Origin of the sequence: Aeromonas sp. 55A, from assembly GCF_051919665.1 — a bacterium.
Taxonomy (GTDB): domain Bacteria; phylum Pseudomonadota; class Gammaproteobacteria; order Enterobacterales; family Aeromonadaceae; genus Aeromonas; species Aeromonas veronii.
Genome location: NZ_JBQBEH010000004.1, coordinates 24947 through 45436, shown reverse-complemented (window position 1 = coordinate 45436; position 20490 = coordinate 24947). Strand labels below are relative to the sequence as shown.

Genomic DNA, 20490 nt, shown 5'->3' with positions numbered 1-20490 from the left:
TTTAACTCAAATCATATCGATGGTTATTTTGGCTTTTGGTTAACTCCTATTTTTTGGCAATTAAATATGTTGCCTAATAGTTTGCAGTGAATATTTAAACTAAATCCCATTTATTATATTGTACAGGGTTTTAGAGATAGCTTGATTGATAACGTTTGGTTTTGGGAAAAGCCTGCACAAATTCTATGTTTTTGGTTATTAACGCTAACTATTTTAATTTTAGGTTCTTCAGTTTTTAAAAAGTTAAGACCTCACTTTGCGGATGTTTTATAAAATGAAAAATGAAATCGCAATTTCCGTCAAACACATTTGCAAAAGTTATAAACTATATGATCAGCCCAAGGATCGTTTGAAAGAAGCTTTGAATTTTTTTAATAAAAAATATCATCATGAGTATCATGCGCTCAATGATGTATGCTTTACCGTAAATAAGGGTGAAACAGTCGGTATTTTAGGTAAAAATGGTGCGGGTAAGAGTACTTTACTTAAAATAATTACCGGTGTGTTAACTCCATCCTCTGGGAACGTTGAAGTTAATGGAAAAATATCTTCCCTTCTAGAGTTAGGCGCTGGTTTTAATGCTGAGTATACTGGATTGGAGAATATATACTTTCAAGGTGCTTTGATGGGGTTTACACATGATGAGATGCGGAATAGATGTGATGAAATTCTTTCCTTTGCTGATATAGGTGAATTCATTCACCAGCCAGTTAAGATGTACAGCAGTGGTATGTTTGCTCGGTTGGCATTTTCCGTTGCTATTCATGTTAGTCCAGACATTCTAATTGTTGATGAAGCCCTAGCTGTTGGAGATTAGGCGTTTCAACATAAATGTATGGATAGAATGCATCAGATGATGCAAGAGGGAATTACAATTTTGTTTGTATCTCATGATATAAATAGTGTGAAACGATTTTGTAATAAGGCAATTTGGATTTTAGATGGAAAAATAAAGCTTAGCGGCAATGTAAATGAAGTTACCGACCGCTACCTTGATTTTTTGAAAATTGCTGACGCACCCACTTCGGGAAGTGAGTTAAAAAGCAACAATGATGTGCAAACTCAAGAACAGTTCAATCCTAACGCTGTAGTTACTATAAAAAAATTAACTATCAAAGATGATTGTGGTCACATCGTTAGTCGGGTTAGTAAATATACTCCGTTGTTCATTGATATTGAATATGAAGTATTTGATGACTCTATCGATAGCCCTGTGTTAGGTATCGCTCTACATAGTCTTGATAATAAATATATTTGTGGTTTGAATACACTGCTCGATAAAAAAGAAATACCTTGGGTAAAAGGAATAAATTGCTACCGATTAGAGTATACTTGTGGTATTCGTGTTTTAGGTGGAACATATTTTTTTGATTGTGCGATCATGGAAAAAACAGCCACAATTCCTTTTGAATATAGAGCCCGTTTCAGAGAAATAGTAGTTGCTGGGGAATATGAAGCTGAGGGAGTATTTGTTATTCCTCATGAATGGAGCGAAACACCATAATGAGTAAATACAACGTTGAGTTGGATCTTGAAACCGAAAACAGCTTATCAATAATAATAAAACAAATTCGCCCCAAAGCAAGAGTTTTAGAGTTTGGTCCTGCTCACGGTCGCTTAACTAGATACTTAAAAGAGTCATTGGATTGTATAGTTGATATCATTGAATTAGATGAAAACGCAGGTAAAGAAGCATCATTCTACGCGAGGCATGCTCTAATAGGTAGTGAGCTGGGTAATATTGAAAATTACCAATGGGAAAGCAAGCTAGACGGCAATAAATATGATTTTATAATTTTTGCTGATGTGCTAGAACATTTGTATTCGCCCAGTAAAGTATTGCAATCAATTAAGTCATTCCTTTCCAATAATGGGGTTGTTATTATATCTGTACCTAATGTTGGGCATGATGGTGTATTATTGGAGTTATTTAATGAGGAGTTTAATTACCGAGATACCGGCCTTTTGGATGATACGCACATCCGATTTTTTACCTATCAAAATCTCTTGAATATGGTGAATGATAGTGGATTTTTTGCTATAAAAGAGGCTGCTTATTATGCCGAGGTTTTGCAGACAGAGTTTTCTAAATATTTTACAAAAACAACGCCGATTAACTTTGATGAGCGTGTTTATGGGAACGTATATCAGTTCATATTTACGCTAGCCCCTCGCGAACGTTGTATAGCTGAGGTTAACATTGAGAAATTAAAATCAAAAAGAGATTCGAGGCATCTGGTAAAGTTATATATAAAGGAAGCTGGAGACATCGATTTTTCAGAGGAAAAAGCGTTATGTGCACGGCTTACGGATGATAGAGTTTCTTTTAATTTAGATAAGTTCTCTAATGTTGTTGAGTTAAGGCTGGATCCTGGTGAACAAAGTGGAATAGTAAGTGTGGTTGATTTTTCTCCAGCTATAAATTTAATAAAACATAATGCAAATATCAAGATCGATAGAAATTTCATATTTGATAATATAGATCCTCAACTTTTATTTACAGTTGAACATGCTATTAAAGATGTATACTTTGATATTTTGATAGACGCAATCCCTTTAAATGTTATTAATAAACTTCTATTGCCAATTAATAAAACAATAAAAGAAATAGAGTCCATAGCGACATTACAGAAAAAAATAATTATTGAGCAACAACTTTGTTTGGATGAGATTAATAACTCAAGGGCTTGGAAGTTAATTGCTTTTTTAAAGCGCATATCTAACGCATTTATTAGATGATTTTATTGCTCTGAAATCTGTTCTTTAACTTCCCATGTTATCTTTGAATTGCATAATCCAAATTTAAGGTAAGAGTATGAAAAATAGAAACTCTCTTGATATTATTATTCCTGTTTATCGTGGTTTGGAAGAGACCCGAGAGTGTATTTTATCATTATTGCCAAGTATGCCTGAATGGGCACAATTAATTGTTATTAACGATTGCTCACCAGAACCTGAACTAACAACATGGCTGAGAGAACAAGCCGATGTACTAGGTTTTAAACTTTATGAGAACGAAGTTAATAAGGGCTTTGTTGGCACAGTTAACTTTGGGATGCGTTTGCATAAAGATCGAGATGTACTCTTGCTTAATAGTGACGTAGAAGTCTCTCATTCAGATTGGTTGCATCGGATGCAACAAGCCGCATACAGCAATGAGCGGGTTGCCAGTTTGACACCTTTTTCTAATAATGCGACGATCTGTAGTTTCCCTCATTTTTGTCAAGATAATGCTCTTTATTCTGGCCTCGATGTTAATGCACTTGATCGCCTTTTCTCTACATTGCCCCTCGAAAATGAGCTAGTTGAAGTACCAACAGGGGTTGGATTTTGCATGTATATCCGGCGTGATTGCTTGGATGTTGTCGGTTATTTTGATGAGGAGACCTTTGGCAAGGGGTATGGAGAGGAGAATGATTGGTGCCAACGAGCACAAAAGTTGGGATGGAAGAATTATCACCAATTAAATGTGTTTGCCTACCATAAAGGCGGTGTCAGTTTTCTGGATGAAGGGGATCCAAGAAAAGCTCGTGCATTAGAGCTGCTTAATACACTACACCCTAATTATACCCGCGATGTCATGGCATTCATTGCACAAGATCCTGCAAGACAGGCTAGGATGATGGCTAAAGTAAGATACATTGCTGAGACGGGTCTCCCAGTAGTCTTAGCCGTAGCACATCACCTCGGTGGTGGGGTAGCTCAACATGTTTCTGAGCTAGCATCATATTATTTGGGAAAGGTATTGTTTCTCCGTCTAACTCCTGGGGGTAGAGAAGGATATGTTAATCTTTATTTGAGTGCCTTTAACGGTGATAAGAGCGATGCATTTGTATTCAATATTCACACAGAATATGAATTATTAGTGAGCTTCTTGCGAGACCTCAGAGTTAGTCGTGTACATTTTCACCATAGCATGGGTCTGCCACCACGCACCTGGTTGCTACCTAGTTCGCTAGGAATTTCCTATGATGTGACGATTCATGATTATTATATGTTAAATGGTAATCCAACGCTTACAGATCGCTATGGACAATTTGTGAGCGAGGATAATCAAAATTATGATGATATATGTAGAGATGCTGCACAAATCAGTGTTTCTGGCGAGGAATGGCGCAGCGGTATATTTCCCTTACTTTCTCGAGCTGAGCGAATTATTTATCCTAGTCAAGATGTATATCAGCGCTTTAGTAGGCTTTATGGGAATAAGAGCGAGCTATCTAGCAAGGCAATTATTACATACCATCCAGATGCTTATCGTTACCCAGAACCTAAGCAGGCCCATAAACCAGGCGACCCCCTACGTGTACTTATCCTTGGTGCTTTAAGTCGGGAAAAGGGAGCTGATCTACTAGAACAAGTCGCCTTGCTGTGTGATCCAAATAAGATAGAGTTTCATCTACTAGGTTATGGTTATCGCCCCTTGCGTGGGGTTGTGAATCATGGTGCGTATAGACTGGATCAACTTGAAGAGAAACTTGATAGTATTAAACCTCATGTTGTCTGGTTCCCTGCTTTATGGCCTGAGACATACAGTTATACATTATCCATTGCACTTGAACATACATATCCTGTTGTATGTCCGAATATTGGTGCTTTTGTCGAGCGTATCGAAAATAGAAATCACTCTTTACTATTACCATGGAATATCAAACCCATTGATTGTGCAGCATTTTGGCGTGCTTATGCCCAAGGCGCCGAGTTAAGCGATTTCGTGGTGTCGAGTGAAGTTTGTGATGAAATAGAGAGAGATGATATCTTCTATCAAGAGAAATACCTGAGTGGCTTGGCAGTTTTGACACCTGTTGATGGTTCTAAATTAGTCAAGAAGTGGAATGAAAAGCTAAATATTGCTCCTAGTGCTGTACTGTTATCAAGAAAAGAACAATTTTTACAGTATCTATGGAAAGTTAGAAATATGCCCTTTGTTAGTTCATTGGCACGTTTCATTCCGTTTAAATTGCAGAGAGCAATAAAGCGCTTGCTGAGTCGTAAACCAATGCACGAGATTATTAAATGACTGCTCGATTAGAATCATTGGACGTATTGCGAGGTGTTGCGGCTTTATTGGTATTGTTTTATCACATGGAAGAGTTAAGTGTGGCCGTTTGGCCACATATATTTTATTGGGGATGGGTAGGCGTTGATCTATTTTTTGTGTTAAGTGGATTTTTTATTTGCCTTTGTGTAATTAGACCTCGTGAGTGGAAAGTAATTAATTTTCTTAAACGTAGATTCCTGCGCATCGCACCACCTTACTATGTATCTATGTTGCTCACTATTACATTTAGTGGTTTTTATTTCATTACTACATCCAATGGTATTGTGCATACCGTAGCGCACCTTTTATTTATACACTCTTATTTAGAACAAACACATGGTTCCATTAATGGAGCTTATTGGTCGTTAGGTGTTGAATTTTCGTTCTATATATTCATGGCTGTTACTGCTTGCTTTTTACGCTCTACTAGTAAGAAGTATATTATATTGTTTGGTATGTTTATAGTCGCTTGGTTATGGCGTTATATTATTTATTTATATTTTAATGGTCAACCCATGCAGGAATTCATCTGGTCTACTCAAGTGATTGGTATGTTGGATGAATTTGCTATAGGTTGTTTCATCGCCTTTGTTTATGCCGATTGTTTAGTTCAAGCAAAACATCCAAGGAACTATGTTGCATTTTTGCTGCTTATTACAGGCTTTATTTTAATTGTCAGTTTCGTTAAAAATTTGGACGATACATTTTGGATAGAAGTATCTTCGATGGTATTTTCCAGAACCTATTTGGCTTTGGGATTTGGGATGATTATTTTTGCATTTATCATGCTTGAGCGAAATAAATGGTTTGTTCGTTTATGTCGATGGTCTGGTCTATCATTTATCGGCATGATCAGTTTCAGCATCTATCTTTATCACATGCCGATCATAAATGCTGCGAATCAGGTGAAGGGCATGATTTCGTCACCAATGTTATTATCAACATCTATTATTGTGATGGTTTTATTTATGGGGTCATTTTCATTTTATTTTATTGAGCGTAGGTTTATGCGATGATTCTTACAAAATAACAATGTCGTATTTAAAAACATATGTTTTAGTGTAATGTCTGCAGTGGGCTTTTAATTTCACGCTCGTTGTGATTGATACAATGATTTTTATGTATTGTAAAGCTAATGGTTTAAGCGTTCTCTATTTTATGGACCATGCAATTAACCATGTCAAATGAACCTATAATAATCGATAGAAAGCGCTGGCTCGATACTTGTACAGTCAGCTTTTATTATCATGGCATGAAAGGTTAATATAGTTACTATGCTAACTCTATCTTTTTTCACTTGTGACTTTGTGAGCGCAATATTTTGCTATGGTAAATAGTATGCCCAAGTCCTATCTAACTATTGGTGTGGTCGCTTATTGTACTGAAAAGGCGATGATAGCAAGCACTCTCAACAAACTACAGAGAGCAATCACTGAAGCTGGGGTTGTTAGTTCCTTGATAGTTGTAGATCACTCTCCATCGAGTGATTTTGCTATTCAAAATGAAGATATAAGCAAGAGCTTTATAGGTGTTCACGACTTGATTTTTGCACAGTCAAATCCTGGATTTGGTGCTGGCCATAACCGCGCATTGCAGACTGATGCTAAATATCATCTTATCCTTAACCCCGATCTTGAAGTCGCCCCGGATGCACTGAAAAATGCACTCGAATTTATGGAGCAACATCCGGATTGCGGATTATTGACGCCTTTCGCAACATGGGAGGATGGTAAGGTACAACGGCTCTGCAAACGCTATCCAACCGTATTTGATCTATTGTTGCGTGGATTTGCTCCTGCGAGTGTGAAGAAGTTATTCCAGACGCGCTTGGCAAAATATGAGATGGCAGATCAGCTCAACAATCATGACGTGCTGTGGGACCCACCCATTGTCAGTGGTTGTTTTATGCTGTTTCGCACAGATGTATTGCAGCAGCTCGGAGGATTTGACCCTCGCTTTTTCCTCTATTTTGAAGATTTTGACATCAGTTTACGGGCAGGAAAGATCAGCCGGATTGCCTATGTCCCTCAGGTGAAGGTCGTTCATCACGGTGGTCATGCATCCCGCAAAGGCTGGCGCCATATCTGGATGTTTGGGCGTTCCATGGTGACGTTCTTCAATATTCACGGTTGGCGTTGGTGGTAATGGCAGATATCAAAAGTACAGTCTTGGTCACCGGTGCCAACGGATTTGTAGGCAAAGCGGTCTGTGAACACCTGATTAGATGTGGAGCCAATGTGAAAGGTGCGGTGCGATGTTACCCGCTGGCTTCTTACCAGGTTCAGGCTCCCTCTTTGACTGAGGATGCCGACTGGACGGCCCAATTGCAACAAGTGGATGTGGTTGTTCACTGTGCAGCCAGGGTCCATGTGATGTCGGATACCGCGACAGATCCCCTGGCGGCTTTTCGAGCAGTGAATACAGAGGGGACGCTCACGCTTGCTCGCCAAGCGGCTGACGCAGGAGTAAAGCGCTTCATTTTTATCAGTTCGATCAAAGTGAATGGCGAGCACACCGAGCCAGGCAAGCCATTTGATGAGCATGTGCAGAGTCCGCCAGAAGATCCCTATGGACGCTCGAAGTATGATGCGGAACAAGGGCTGATGGCGCTTGCGAAAGAGTGTGGTATGGCTGTTACCATCGTTCGTCCTCCTCTTATCTATGGAGAAGGAGTGAAGGCTAACTTTGCCAGTATGATGACGTGGGTGCGCAAAGGGATCCCGCTACCCTTTGCCCGTCTGAACAATGCGCGCAGCCTGTTGGCGTTGCCTAATCTGTGTGACTTTATTTCCCATGCGATGGAGCACCCAGCCGCAGTGAACCAGGTCTTTCTGGTTGCAGATCCTGTCGCGATGTCGACATCAAAGTTGCTTGCAGCGATTGCTGATGCAGAAGGTGTTCCCTGTAGGCTGTTTTATACCCCACCAAGGTTGATAAGGGGGCTTGGCCGCTGTTTGGGGATTGATTCCAAGTTGCAGCGTATTTATGGCTCTCTGGAAATGGATACCAGTAAGGCACAGAGCCGATTACAATGGTCGGCACCCTGTTCGCTCTCTCAGACCCTATCTTTGATGGCATCTTCCCATAACGAGTCACCTTGATGTTTGCATTTGTTCTTTTTTTGATGTTGTGCCTGCTTTGTTCAGTTACTGGTACTGGTTTACTCCGGCGTTATGCTCTGAACCACTTGCTTGACCAGCCCAATCATCGCAGTTCACATCAGGTGCCTACTCCGAGAGGTGGTGGCATGGCTATCGTGGCGACCTTTCTGCTGGCAGCGCCTTTGTTTGTCGCCCTGCTCCCGCTGCCCTATGGCATATCTCATGGTAGTTTCGCTTTGATATGGACTGCAGCATTGGCCATTGCATTGGTTGGTTTTATCGATGATCACATCTCTCTCAAGCCCAGAACCCGCCTGATTGTGCAGAGCATGGCGGCAGCCTTGGTGGTATCTGCTGTTGATGGTTTGCCAGAGCTGACCTTCTTTGGCTGGCAGCTGGATCTTGCCTGGTTTGGTTATCTAATCGCTTGGCTGGGGGTGATCTGGTTTATCAATCTGTACAACTTTATGGATGGCATCGATGGCTTGGCGGCCAGTGAGGCCGTTATCGTTTGCCTGTTCATGGCTTTATTTCATTATCTCGTTGGGGGTGAGTGGTCATCTGCCAGTTTGCCCCTGCTACTGGGGGTCTCGGCGGCGGGCTTCTTGTGCTGGAATTTTCCGCCAGCCAGGATCTTTATGGGGGATGGCGGCAGTGGTTTTCTTGGCTTGATGCTGGCTTCTCTGATGTTGCTGGATGCCGCTTCTGCCCCTCAATTTCTGTGGGGCTGGCTTGTTATGCTCGGAGTCTTTGTAGTCGACGCCACCTGGACCTTGTTGAATCGCTATCGTCTAAAGTGCCGCCTGAGTGAAGCCCATCGTACTCATGCATTTCAATATGCTGCAAGGCGCTGGCAAAGCCATCGACGCGTGACTTCGGCGGTGCTGCTGATAAATTGCCTCTGGCTTGCGCCTATCGCTGCGATGATTGTTTCTGATCAGATCGATGGTTTTCTCGGGTTGTCGATTGCTTACTTGCCGTTAACCTATCTTGCGTATTACCTGAATGCAGGAGTGCCGGAATGAAACATCAGTTGTTGCCTATGGGGAGTTGGTTGCTCACTTTCCTTGGTTCCTTGTCCCGGACTAGTAAGCGCGCAGTGTCTGTCACAGTCGATGTCATGCTCATCACAATGACATATTGGGGGGCCTACTGGATCAGGCTGGAGCGCAGCTGGCCAATCGATAGCCCTCATCACTGGGCACTGCTAGGGGCAATCATCATTGTCAGTATCGGTCTATTTGTTCGTCTGGGGTTGTATCGTGCGGTATTGCGATATGTCAGTTTTCGAGTGCTCTGGACAATCTTGTTAGGGGCATTTCTTTCTACCTGTTTCTTCGTTATATCTGCGTTTTACTTCGATATCTTCTTGCCCAGAACGGTATCGGTTATCTATCTCTCCTTTCTGGTGCTGCTGGTCGGTGGTGTGCGCTTGTTCTTTCGGGCCTTGCTTAATACTACCCGTTTGGCTCGTACGCAGGTATTGATCTATGGAGCTGGCTCTTCTGGGCGCCAGCTACAGGTGGCATTGCTGCAAGGTAATGAGTTTTATCCAGTCGCCTTTGTTGATGATGATCCCGCCAAACAGGGCTGCGTTATCCAGGGATGCACCGTCTATCACAGTGCCCAACTGCCAACTCTGATTGAGCTCCATGGTGTCCAGAAGATCTTGCTGGCTATGCCGAGCAGCACCAGGGCTCGCCGTCAGGAGGTGATCAATGCACTTGAGCCCCTCTCTTGCGAAGTGCTCTCTATCCCGGGCATGGCCGATTTGGTTAATGGTTCTGCACGTATCGATCAGCTCAATGAGGTCTCTATCGACGATCTGTTGGGCAGAGACCCTGTAGAACCTGTGACGAGATTGATGGAGGCCAATATCACAGGTAAGGCTGTCATGGTGACTGGTGCCGGAGGATCAATCGGTTCTGAGCTCTGTCGCCAGATCTTGCGGTGCCACCCCTCTACGCTTGTATTGTTCGAGTTATCTGAATATGCCCTCTATGACCTGCATAAAAATTTAAGTGAGCAGTGCCAGCGCGAAGGGATCGCAACTGAGCTAATACCGCTATTAGGATCTGTGCAGCGTCAGCATCGCCTCAAAACAGTGATGCAGAGCTTTCGGATCCAGACCGTCTACCACGCAGCAGCTTACAAACATGTGCCACTGGTCGAGTTCAATATCATCGAAGGGGTGCGTAACAACGTTTTTGGCACCCTCTATGCGGCACAAGCTGCTATTGAAGCCGGAGTGGAAACGTTTGTACTGATCTCAACTGATAAAGCGGTACGCCCGACCAATACCATGGGGGCTAGCAAGCGTATGGCTGAGTTAGTCTTGCAAGCGTTGACCCGTGAAAAGCATCAAACCCGTTTTTGCATGGTGCGTTTTGGTAATGTGCTCGGTTCTTCTGGCTCAGTAGTCCCGTTGTTTAGACAACAGATAGACAAAGGTGGGCCCATCACCTTGACTCACCCCGATATCATTCGTTATTTCATGACCATTCCTGAGGCAGCCCAGTTGGTGATCCAGGCGGGCGCAATGGGGGAGGGAGGCGATGTTTTCGTGCTCGATATGGGGCAACCGGTACGGATCATGGAGTTGGCCAAACGCATGATACGCCTCAGCGGCCTGACACTGCGTGATGAGCAGCGGCCCGATGGTGATATCGCCATCGAGGTAACGGGGTTGCGGCCGGGTGAAAAGCTCTACGAAGAGTTACTGATTGGTGATGATGCCAGAGGAACCGAGCATCCCAGGATCATGGTGGCACAAGAGTGCTGGTTGCCCTGGTCGCGACTGCGCCCTTTGTTAGCGTCATTGGATGATGCTTGCCACCACTTTGATCACCAGCAAGTACGTGACATCCTGATGAATGCTCCGGCTGCATTTGAACCAACAGATGGTATTTGTGATCTGGTGTGGCTTGCCAGAAAACAGGCCAAATCACAAGATAATGTCGTGTCGTTGCCCTCTCACAACATCGAGTTTTTGCTTGCAAAAAACTGATTTGCTTGGATGCTGGTGTCATTGGGCTGCTTGTGCTTTTGGTTAAATAACCTGCATTTGGACTAACTTGGCTACTAATTTCATCAAACGGCTGGTATTATAAGGCCCTTATTGAAAGGGCATATCTGTGTTTCTGTGCCCCTAAATAGGTTGATTAGGCAAGACCCATGATATCTTGCACGAAAGGCGGCAAGTCTTGTCGGTCACACCACGAGTAATGGATTGAGCTGTGGTGCGATGATCTCGTCATGTCTCTTACCATTTGTTTGACAATTAGGTAGATTTTTGAGCGGGCTGAGGGCTGTAACTCAGGGGCGGTAGCTTATCTTTTTTACGGTAATTCGAACATTGCTTGGTCAAATGAGTGGCCGCAAAAGATAATAAATACAACATATTACACTGCGATAACAAATACAACATATTACACTACTGTTGTGGTGCATATTTTGTATGTTTGCTCAAAGTGTTAGCGCGAGGCTAGCCCAAGCATTGTGTATTGGGGTGGAAAAACCTCTGACAGAGATATTGCTATAACAAACCCTTTACTATTTGAAAGGGGAAGGCACATTCAATGATCTCTACGAGCTTTACGTGATGCCAGAGACTTGATCTGTAACAGATGTGAAATCTTATTTTTAATAGCTTTTATAAGAACAATTATGCAGTTCAGTAAGATGTCGTTAGGACACGGGGTTGATTTAGTAGATTAATGATGCGCTCAAGTTCGCAAGGATGCGCTCTTTTGTGCAATTAAAGAGATAGTACAGGGATAAAATCATGGAAATGTCAGGTTTAGTAGCTTTTATTGGCACGGCATTAGCGATCGCATTGTTGCGTCCGCTGGCTGGTAAGTTGCAACTGGTAGACATGCCGAACCAACGCAAACAGCATGTGGGGGCCATTCCACTGATTGGTGGTTTGGCTGTCAGTATAGGTGTGTATCTCAGTGTTTTTATGACGATGCCGCTTTCTCTTCCTTTGTTGATGTTACTACTCTGTGCTGGTGCTATGATGGTGATTGGTGCGGTGGATGACGCGCTCGATATCTCACCCAAGTTACGACTCGGACTGCAAGCGTTACTCATCGTTATTCTATGCCTCTCAACTGAAGTCGGTTTGCATAACTTCGGTGACCTACTGGGACTCGGTGATATTCACTTGCCTTGGGGTGAGGTTATTGTCGCAGTGCTGGCTGTTTGTGCTGCGGTGAATGCCTTCAATATGATGGATGGCATCGATGGGCTCGCGGGCTCAATGGCTGGGATCAGCTTGGTTGGGCTGGCTACGTTGTTCAGCAATACCATGCCAGAAATGGCAAATTTCTGTTTAGTGATTGCAATTGCACTAGTGCCTTATCTGGCAATCAACCTCACCATCCCACCCTTTAAGCGCAAGATCTTTATGGGTGATGCTGGCTCTATGTTTTTGGGTTTCATCATTGGTTTTTTGGTTATTTATGGTTCACAAGTCACCGAGCAACGCCCCGCATTCAGGCCTGTGATGGCTCTTTGGCTGATGGGGCTGCCGCTGATTGATATGGTAGGGATTATGATCCGCCGTATTCGCAAAGGTCAATCGCCGCTCAAGGCTGACCGTAATCACCTGCACCATATTCTGTTGCATGCTGGATTTACCCATCGTGAAGCACTACTACTAATGGTTGTTAGTAATGTTGGTATTGTTTTTATGGGTATATTGGCTGAAATAGCAAAGTTATCTGAATGGTCAATGATGGCTATCTATTTGCTGTTCATTGCTGGTTATGTGCTTGCCATTAATTACGCCTGGCGAGTGGGGCGCTGGATAAAAAGCAGCAAGAGTCAAGTTCGTAACAATAGTCATTGACTAGTGCACGTGCACTATCAAACCTAGGCTAAGAACATATTAACACCCTTCATTTTTGTCTCTCGGAGAGAGGCATTTAACTTCAACATGGCCTAATAAATAGAATGAAAATCCTTGTAACAGGCGGCGCAGGCTTTATCGGCTCTGCCGTGGTGCGCCATATTATCCGTGATACCCAGGATGCCGTTATCAATCTCGATAAACTCACCTATGCCGGCAATCTGGAATCCCTGGCCGATGTATCGACAAGCGAGCGTTATGCGTTTGAGCAAGTGGATATCTGCAATCGCGCCGAGCTGGATCGGGTGTTTGCCCTGCACCAGCCGGATGCGGTGATGCATCTGGCCGCCGAGAGCCATGTTGACCGCTCCATCACAGGCCCGGCTGACTTTATCGAGACCAATATCGTTGGCACCTATATGTTGCTGGAAGCGGCACGTGCCTATTGGAACGGTCTGGACGAGGTACGCAAGGCGGTCTTCCGCTTCCACCATATCTCCACCGATGAGGTGTATGGGGATCTGCCCCATCCGGATGAAGTGGCTGCCGGTGAGCCATTGCCGCTCTTTACCGAGACTACCCCCTACGCCCCCAGCAGCCCCTATTCTGCCTCCAAGGCTTCCAGTGACCACCTGGTACGCGCCTGGCGCCGTACCTACGGCCTGCCGACCATTGTCACCAACTGCTCCAACAACTACGGCCCTTATCACTTCCCCGAGAAGCTGATCCCGCTGGTGATCCTCAATGCACTGGATGGCAAGCCGCTGCCGGTCTATGGCAAGGGCGACCAGATCCGTGACTGGCTCTATGTAGAAGATCATGCGCGCGCGCTCTACAAGGTGGTGACTACTGGCTTGGTGGGGGAGACCTACAACATCGGCGGCCACAACGAGAAGCAGAATCTGGAGGTGGTACACACCATCTGCGATCTGCTGGACGAGATGGTGCCGAAGGCGGGCTCTTATCGTGAGCAAATCACCTATGTGGCGGATCGCCCCGGCCACGATCGCCGCTATGCCATCGATGCGACCAAGATGAGTGCCGAGCTTGCTTGGCAACCGCAAGAAACGTTCGAGTCTGGCATTCGCAAAACTGTACAGTGGTATCTGGATAACCAGCAGTGGGTCAGCAACGTCAAGAGCGGTGCCTACCAGTCCTGGATTGAGCAGAATTACGGGGAGCGTATCTGATGCATATCCTGCTGTTTGGCAAAAACGGCCAGGTAGGCTGGGAGCTGCAGCGTGCACTGGCCCCGCTCGGGCGCATCACTGCCGTTGATTTTGACTCCACCGACTATTGTGGCGATTTCAGCAATCCGGCAGGGGTGGCCGAAACGGTACGACTGGTCAAGCCGGATGTGATTGTCAACGCCGCGGCCCATACCGCAGTCGACAAGGCGGAGAGCGAGCGGGAGTTTGCCGAGCTGCTCAACGCGACCAGTGTAGCGGCGATCGCCAAAGAAGCGGAAGCATTGGGTGCCTGGTTGGTGCATTACTCCACCGACTATGTGTTCGATGGTAGCGGCGAGCGCCCCTGGGTTGAAACCGATGCAACTGCACCGCTCAACGTCTATGGCGAAACCAAGCTGGCGGGTGAGCAAGGTGCGTCCCTCTGCTCCCGTCATCTGATCTTCCGTACCAGCTGGGTCTATGCCGCCCGCGGCGCCAACTTTGCCAAGACCATGCTGCGCTTTGGCAAAGAGCGTAGCGAGATGTCAGTGATCAATGACCAGTTCGGCGCACCGACCGGCGCCGAGTTGCTGGCTGATTGCACCGCCCATGCGATCCGTGTTGCGCAGAGTAAACCCGAGGTCGCCGGGCTGTACCATCTGATTGCCTCCGGTACCACCACCTGGTTTGACTACGCCCAGCTGGTGTTTGCCAAAGCCAGAGAGGCTGGCGTTGAACTGGCGGTGACACAACTCAATGCGGTGCCGACCAGCGCCTTCCCGACTCCGGCCAAACGCCCCCATAACTCCCGCCTTGATACCGGCAAATTCCAGCGCACCTTCGATCTGGTGCTGCCGGAGTGGACAGTCGGTGTGGAGCGGATGTTGACCGAGATCCTCGGTAAGTAAATTACTGGCCTGGGATGTAGTGACTGCCTCCCTGGCTGGCAGGGATAAAACAGAAAGGAGTGGCTGCAAGCCACCCTTTTCTTTTGCAATTTAAAAATAAGAAACAAGCATCATGACCAAACGTAAAGGCATTATTCTGGCCGGTGGCTCTGGCACCCGTCTCTATCCTGTGACCATGGCGGTGAGCAAGCAGCTGCTGCCCATCTATGACAAGCCGATGATCTACTATCCGCTGAGCACCCTGATGCTGGCGGGAATTCGCGATATCTTGATCATCAGCACGCCGCAAGATACTCCCCGCTTTGAGCAATTGCTGGGTGACGGTAGCCAGTGGGGTCTGAATTTGCAGTACAAGGTACAACCAAGTCCGGACGGGTTGGCACAAGCCTTTATTCTGGGTGAAGAGTTTATCGGGTCAGACCCCTGTGCTCTGGTACTCGGCGACAACATCTTCTACGGTCATGACCTGCAGAAACAGTTGGAAGCCGCAGCGGCCAAAGAGAGTGGCGCTACCGTCTTTGCCTACCATGTGCATGACCCCGAGCGTTATGGGGTGGTGGAATTTGATAAAGAAGGTACCGCTATCTCTCTGGAAGAGAAGCCGTTGAAGCCCAAGAGTAACTATGCGGTCACCGGCCTCTATTTCTACGACAACAGCGTGGTGGAGATCGCCAAGAGCCTGAAGCCGTCGCCCCGTGGTGAGCTGGAAATCACCGATGTGAACCGTATCTACCTGGAGCAAGGTAATCTGTCGGTGGCCATGATGGGCCGTGGTTATGCCTGGTTGGATACCGGTACCCATGAAAGCCTGATTGAAGCGAGCAACTTTATTCAGACCATTGAGACCCGTCAGGGGTTGAAGGTGGCCTGTCCGGAAGAGATTGCCTATCGCCAGAAGTTTATCAGTGCTGACCAGATACGTATTCTTGCAGCGCCACTGGCAAAGAATGCGTACGGCCAATATTTGTTAAAAATGGTTGCCAAAGCCTGATGTGATATGGGGGAGGGAAGTTGCGCCCCCATAAAGATTGAATTGAATGCGGGTAGACAGATGAATGTAATCAAGACAGCAATCCCTGATGTGCTTATTTTTGAACCAAAAGTATTTGGTGATGAACGTGGTTTTTTCTTTGAGAGTTTCAACCACAAGTTGTTTGAAGAGGCGGTAGGATATCCGGTGACTTTTGTACAGGATAATCACTCCAAATCGTCAAAAGGGGTATTGCGCGGCTTGCACTATCAGTTGCCGCCTCATGCTCAAGGCAAGCTGGTGCGTTGTGTGGCCGGTGAAGTGTTTGATGTGGCGGTAGATATTCGTAAAAGCTCCCCGACCTTTGGGCAATGGGTAGGCGTTCATCTTTCTGGAGAAAACAAGCGACAGCTGTGGATCCCGGAAGGATTTGCGCATGGCTTTGTTACTCTGACAGAGACGGCCGAGTTTTTGTATAAAACAACCAATTACTATTCACCGCAGAGTGAAGGCTCAATCCATTGGGATGACCCACTAGTCGGGATTAGGTGGCCGATGACAAGTAAGGTGAGTTTGTCAAAGAAAGATCAAGAGGCTGTTACATTGAATTTGGCGGTTACCTTTTAAATGTAAATAGATGCCCACAAGGTGAATGTTTGTACCCGCCTAATTTTGAATACCATATTACAATATTTTGAAAAGTTAGTCAGGCAGTGGCTATTACTGTAAGATGTATTACTGGCCGCGAGTTTATGATGTTTGGTGATAGGTGCTTTATTGTATTATCGGTTAAATATTGGGGTTCGATAAGGTGAGTATCGCATTGTATAAGTTGGCAGGAAAATGAGTTTTAAGTGCAACGTGAAGATGAATCAAAAGCTGGTGAGTAAGAACAATTAGTTCCTTTCTCAAATCCTTTAAGCATATCAGATTTCGTAATCTGGTGAACAGGTACTTAAAAGTGAATTTAAAAGGCTATTGATATGTTAAAAAAGAGAGTGTTGACGGTATTTGGTACCCGACCAGAAGCAATAAAGATGGCACCTGTGGTACATGCTTTAGCTGCTGATGAACGTTTTGAGGCGAAAGTCTGTGTCACCGCCCAGCATCGTGAAATGCTAGATCAAGTATTATCATTATTTGAGATTAAACCAGATTATGATTTGAATATTATGAAGGCTGGGCAGACATTAAATGATATTACAGCCCGTATTTTGCTTGAGATAAAACCGGTTCTACAAGAATTTAAACCTGATGTTGTGTTAGTACATGGCGATACTGCAACTACCTTTGCTGCTAGTTTGGCGGCGTATTATGAGCAAATTGCTGTAGGACATGTCGAAGCAGGCTTGCGCACAGGGAACATTTATTCTCCATGGCCTGAAGAAGCAAATCGCAAGCTCACTGGTGCATTGGCAAAATACCATTTTGCACCTACTGAAACATCTAAGCAAAATTTGATTCAAGAAAACTATGCCGAGGATAGCATAGTCGTTACCGGAAATACCGTAATTGATGCACTACTTATGGTAAAAGATAAGATTGAAAAAAATAGCGTTCTGCAAGCTACATTAGCCTCTCAGTTCTCATATTTAGACGAGACTAAAAAGTTAATTTTGGTCACTGGACATCGCCGTGAAAGTTTTGGATGTGGGTTTGAACGAATATGTGAAGCTTTAGCTATCACAGCTAAAGCCAACACTGATGTGCAGATTCTCTACCCAATGCACCTAAATCCTAATGTACGTGAGCCAGTTAACCGCATTTTAGGTGATATCGAAAATATTATTTTGATTGAGCCTCAAGAGTACCTACCATTTATTTATCTAATGATGCGTAGCTATATTATTTTAACCGATTCGGGTGGTATCCAAGAGGAGGCTCCTTCACTGGGGAAACCTGTGTTAGTTATGCGTGATACAACAGAACGCCCCGAAGCTGTTGCTGCAGGTACCGTTAGGTTGGTTGGTACGGAAGTCGAAAAAGTTGTTTTCGGATTGTCTGAATTACTAAATGATCCGCAAGCATATCATTCAATGAGTTTTTCCCATAATCCTTATGGAGATGGAATGGCATCAAAAAGAATATTAGATTTACTAGTATGATAAAAAATTATGTATACTCGGGATTGTCATTTTCGTTAAGATTAGTTGCTAATACAGTTGTTTATTTAATAGCGGCAAGAGTTTATGGACCCACTTTATTTGGTGAGTTAAGTGTTGCATTGTTAGCTGGGAGCATGCTTACTCTTTTTTCAGATTTGGGGGTTCATCAGCGTTTTTTTAGGGGTGTAGCAATAACAGATGAAGCTGAAATTAAAGATAATATTTATCTAAAATTTTTATTTTCCATAATTTGCATGGTTAGTTTAGTTATCTATTTCATATTTTCTGTTGACTATGTAGTGTTGCTAGTCGGTATGTCATTCATAGTGAACGGATATTATGATTTTATGTTGACTGAAATACGGGCAAAAGGTGAGTTTTCGGGCGAGCTAAAATTTTCGCTATTAAATAATATAGTTTTTACTTTTTTTTGTCTCTTTGTTGTTTTTAGTAAAAGCAGTTTAATTATTTTTGCGTTTTGTATTTTTATTTCAAGAATGGTAAGTTTCATTATTATAACCTATAGGCTCAAGTTGTTGAGCTATTTTAGCTTTAACTTTACCTGGAATTCCTCATTACTGTTGAAACAAGTTAATTATACTGTCGATTTTTTATTGACTAATATTTGGCAGGTCTTGGATGGGTATTTAGTTAGTCTGTATTATAGTTCAATATTTGGCATATATAGTTCATATACGCGAATTACTAATGGGGTAAGTGCATTATCTGCTGTTGTTGTGAATGTTATATTTAGAGAAATAGCAAATGAAGTAAAAGTAGGTAAACATAAATCCCTATTTATAGGGACAACATTTTTTATTTTTATAAGTTTAGCTTTATTCTGGTTTTTAAGTGTATTTGATACATATTTGATTTCTTCTGTTTTAGGTGAGGAGTATATCGCGTATTCGTATTTATTGCCGTTGATGTTTGTCCCTATATCCTTGAAATGGATATCGAGTTGTTTGGGGATATATATGGTTGTGACAGGAAGGATTAAAAGTAGGGTCCTCGTTCAAATAATTGGTTTATTGGCCTTTTTTGCATTGATTATTATGGGGGTGTCTTTGGGGTTAGATATCGCTATAATTGTGTATGGTGTTATTTTATATTACGCGATAGTTTTATTGGGTTATATTCTTTTGTTTTTGAGAGCTATTAAATGAAAGTCAAAATAGGTTTTTTGTGGCACAACGTATCTTCAGGTAATTTGGGGGTTGGAGCACTTTCTATTGGCAATATGATTTTAGTTGATCGAGTTTGTCGAAATTTGGGAATTGATGCTGAGTTTTTTACTATAGGTGATAATGAGGTCACCAGTGAGAAAAATAAGGCTCTGGTAGAGCTTCAAATAGGTCGTGAATTTGAGCATATAACAATCAGTGTCAAAGAATTGATTTCTAACCCAATAAAGTTGAAATCTTATATAAAAATGATAAAAGATTTTGATCTTGTATTAGATATTGGAGCCGGTGACAGTTTCTCTGATATATATGGTAATCGTCGTTTTCTTATTCAAGTCTTTACTAAGCTAGTTAATGCAATTTTTGCTCGAAAATCAGTGTTGTCGCCCCAAACAATTGGCCCCTTTAAATCTAAGTTTGCTGAAGTTGTATCTAGATTCATTGTCAGAAATACAAGTTTAGTATTTGCAAGGGACGATATTAGTTTTCAAGTTGGTAAGGAATTTGGAGTTTGTCATCTAGGCACTGATGTAGCATTATCCATGCCTTATTCTACGGTTCGTGAAGTTAGTGATAAGATTAAAGTTGGAATTAATGTTTCTGGATTACTCTGGAATGGCGGATATACAAGAGATAACCAGTTTGGTTTGGCTCATAACTATAAAGATTATATTAATGAGCTAATAGAAAGTTTCTTATCAATTGAAAATGTTGAAATACACTTGGTTTCTCATGTAATAGCTACCTCACCCGTTCAGAAAATCGAAGACGACTATGCTGCATGCATCGAGGTGGCTGAGTTATTTCCACGCTGTATTGTTGCGCCAAGATTTACGAATCCTATTGAGGTGAAAAATTATATAAGCAGTTTTGAATATTTCACTGGAGCAAGAATGCACGCCACAATTGCAGCCTTTTCAAGTGGTGTACCTGTTACGCCTTATGCTTACAGTCGCAAGTTTAAGGGATTATATACAACTTTAGGCTATGGTAATGTTTTAGAAGCTAAAGAATTGTCATTAAATAATGCTATAAAAATGAATCTTGACCATTTTAATAATCGAAATCAAATCAAGTTAGAGCTTCAAGGTTTGACAGACAAAAAAAATCAGTTGACTGAAAAATACACAAGCGCTTTGGAAGAGGTGTTGAAATAATAG

The 20490-nt window shown here is 43.5% G+C and carries 17 protein-coding genes; all 17 read left to right on the top strand.

Annotated elements, in window-relative coordinates:
• The first annotated feature begins 274 nt into the window (after nt 1–274).
• The 17 genes from ACTG2G_RS02935 to ACTG2G_RS02855 all read left to right on the top strand — a co-directional run bounded on the left by ACTG2G_RS02935 (nt 275) and on the right by ACTG2G_RS02855 (nt 20487).
• Entirely contained in the window at nt 275–817 is a 543-nt protein-coding gene (locus ACTG2G_RS02935) for an ABC transporter ATP-binding protein (protein ID WP_439985161.1), read from the top strand.
• Between the two features lie 27 nt (nt 818–844).
• On the top strand, nt 845–1504 hold the full coding sequence (locus tag ACTG2G_RS02930; protein ID WP_439985160.1) for a Wzt carbohydrate-binding domain-containing protein: 660 nt from the start codon (nt 845–847) through the stop codon (nt 1502–1504).
• Complete coding sequence (locus ACTG2G_RS02925) at nt 1504–2739, top strand: class I SAM-dependent methyltransferase (protein ID WP_439985156.1); 1236 nt, start codon at nt 1504–1506, stop codon at nt 2737–2739. Before ACTG2G_RS02930 ends, ACTG2G_RS02925 begins: the two co-directional genes overlap by 1 nt.
• Nucleotides 2740–2815: 76 nt before the next feature.
• Nucleotides 2816–5020 (top strand): glycosyltransferase, encoded by a 2205-nt coding sequence (locus ACTG2G_RS02920; protein WP_439985155.1) that lies wholly within the window; start codon nt 2816–2818, stop codon nt 5018–5020.
• Entirely contained in the window at nt 5017–6057 is a 1041-nt protein-coding gene (locus ACTG2G_RS02915; protein WP_265784317.1) for an acyltransferase family protein, read from the top strand. Before ACTG2G_RS02920 ends, ACTG2G_RS02915 begins: the two co-directional genes overlap by 4 nt.
• Before the next feature lie 322 nt (nt 6058–6379).
• Nucleotides 6380–7186 carry a glycosyltransferase family 2 protein gene (locus tag ACTG2G_RS02910; RefSeq protein ID WP_265784316.1) on the top strand — a complete coding sequence of 269 codons (807 nt, stop codon included), beginning with the start codon at nt 6380–6382 and terminating at the stop codon, nt 7184–7186.
• A complete protein-coding gene (locus tag ACTG2G_RS02905; protein WP_421386261.1) occupies nt 7186–8142 on the top strand; it encodes a UDP-glucose 4-epimerase family protein in 957 nt (318 codons plus the stop codon). Before ACTG2G_RS02910 ends, ACTG2G_RS02905 begins: the two co-directional genes overlap by 1 nt.
• Nucleotides 8142–9167: an MraY family glycosyltransferase gene (locus ACTG2G_RS02900; RefSeq protein WP_439985154.1), complete on the top strand. Its 1026-nt coding sequence runs from the start codon at nt 8142–8144 to the stop codon at nt 9165–9167. The genes ACTG2G_RS02905 and ACTG2G_RS02900 overlap by 1 nt, the downstream gene beginning before the upstream one ends.
• Nucleotides 9164–11149 (top strand): polysaccharide biosynthesis protein, encoded by a 1986-nt coding sequence (locus tag ACTG2G_RS02895; RefSeq protein WP_439985153.1) that lies wholly within the window; start codon nt 9164–9166, stop codon nt 11147–11149. The genes ACTG2G_RS02900 and ACTG2G_RS02895 overlap by 4 nt, the downstream gene beginning before the upstream one ends.
• 777 nt (nt 11150–11926) lie before the next feature.
• Nucleotides 11927–12994: an undecaprenyl-phosphate alpha-N-acetylglucosaminyl 1-phosphate transferase gene (locus ACTG2G_RS02890; RefSeq protein ID WP_439985152.1), complete on the top strand. Its 1068-nt coding sequence runs from the start codon at nt 11927–11929 to the stop codon at nt 12992–12994.
• Between the two features lie 104 nt (nt 12995–13098).
• A complete protein-coding gene (gene rfbB, locus ACTG2G_RS02885) occupies nt 13099–14184 on the top strand; it encodes a dTDP-glucose 4,6-dehydratase (RefSeq protein WP_439985151.1) in 1086 nt (361 codons plus the stop codon).
• Nucleotides 14184–15071, top strand: a complete 888-nt coding sequence (gene rfbD, locus ACTG2G_RS02880) for a dTDP-4-dehydrorhamnose reductase (RefSeq protein WP_335838261.1) — start codon at nt 14184–14186, stop codon at nt 15069–15071. The genes rfbB and rfbD overlap by 1 nt, the downstream gene beginning before the upstream one ends.
• A gap of 112 nt (nt 15072–15183) precedes the next feature.
• A complete protein-coding gene (gene rfbA, locus ACTG2G_RS02875; protein ID WP_439985150.1) occupies nt 15184–16062 on the top strand; it encodes a glucose-1-phosphate thymidylyltransferase RfbA in 879 nt (292 codons plus the stop codon).
• A gap of 60 nt (nt 16063–16122) precedes the next feature.
• Complete coding sequence (gene rfbC, locus ACTG2G_RS02870; RefSeq protein ID WP_439985149.1) at nt 16123–16668, top strand: dTDP-4-dehydrorhamnose 3,5-epimerase; 546 nt, start codon at nt 16123–16125, stop codon at nt 16666–16668.
• Between the two features lie 356 nt (nt 16669–17024).
• Nucleotides 17025–18146, top strand: a complete 1122-nt coding sequence (wecB, locus tag ACTG2G_RS02865) for a non-hydrolyzing UDP-N-acetylglucosamine 2-epimerase (RefSeq protein ID WP_439985148.1) — start codon at nt 17025–17027, stop codon at nt 18144–18146.
• On the top strand, nt 18143–19312 hold the full coding sequence (locus tag ACTG2G_RS02860) for a hypothetical protein (protein ID WP_439985147.1): 1170 nt from the start codon (nt 18143–18145) through the stop codon (nt 19310–19312). Before wecB ends, ACTG2G_RS02860 begins: the two co-directional genes overlap by 4 nt.
• Nucleotides 19309–20487: a polysaccharide pyruvyl transferase family protein gene (locus ACTG2G_RS02855; protein ID WP_439985146.1), complete on the top strand. Its 1179-nt coding sequence runs from the start codon at nt 19309–19311 to the stop codon at nt 20485–20487. The genes ACTG2G_RS02860 and ACTG2G_RS02855 overlap by 4 nt, the downstream gene beginning before the upstream one ends.
• The last annotated feature ends 3 nt before the right edge of the window (nt 20488–20490 follow it).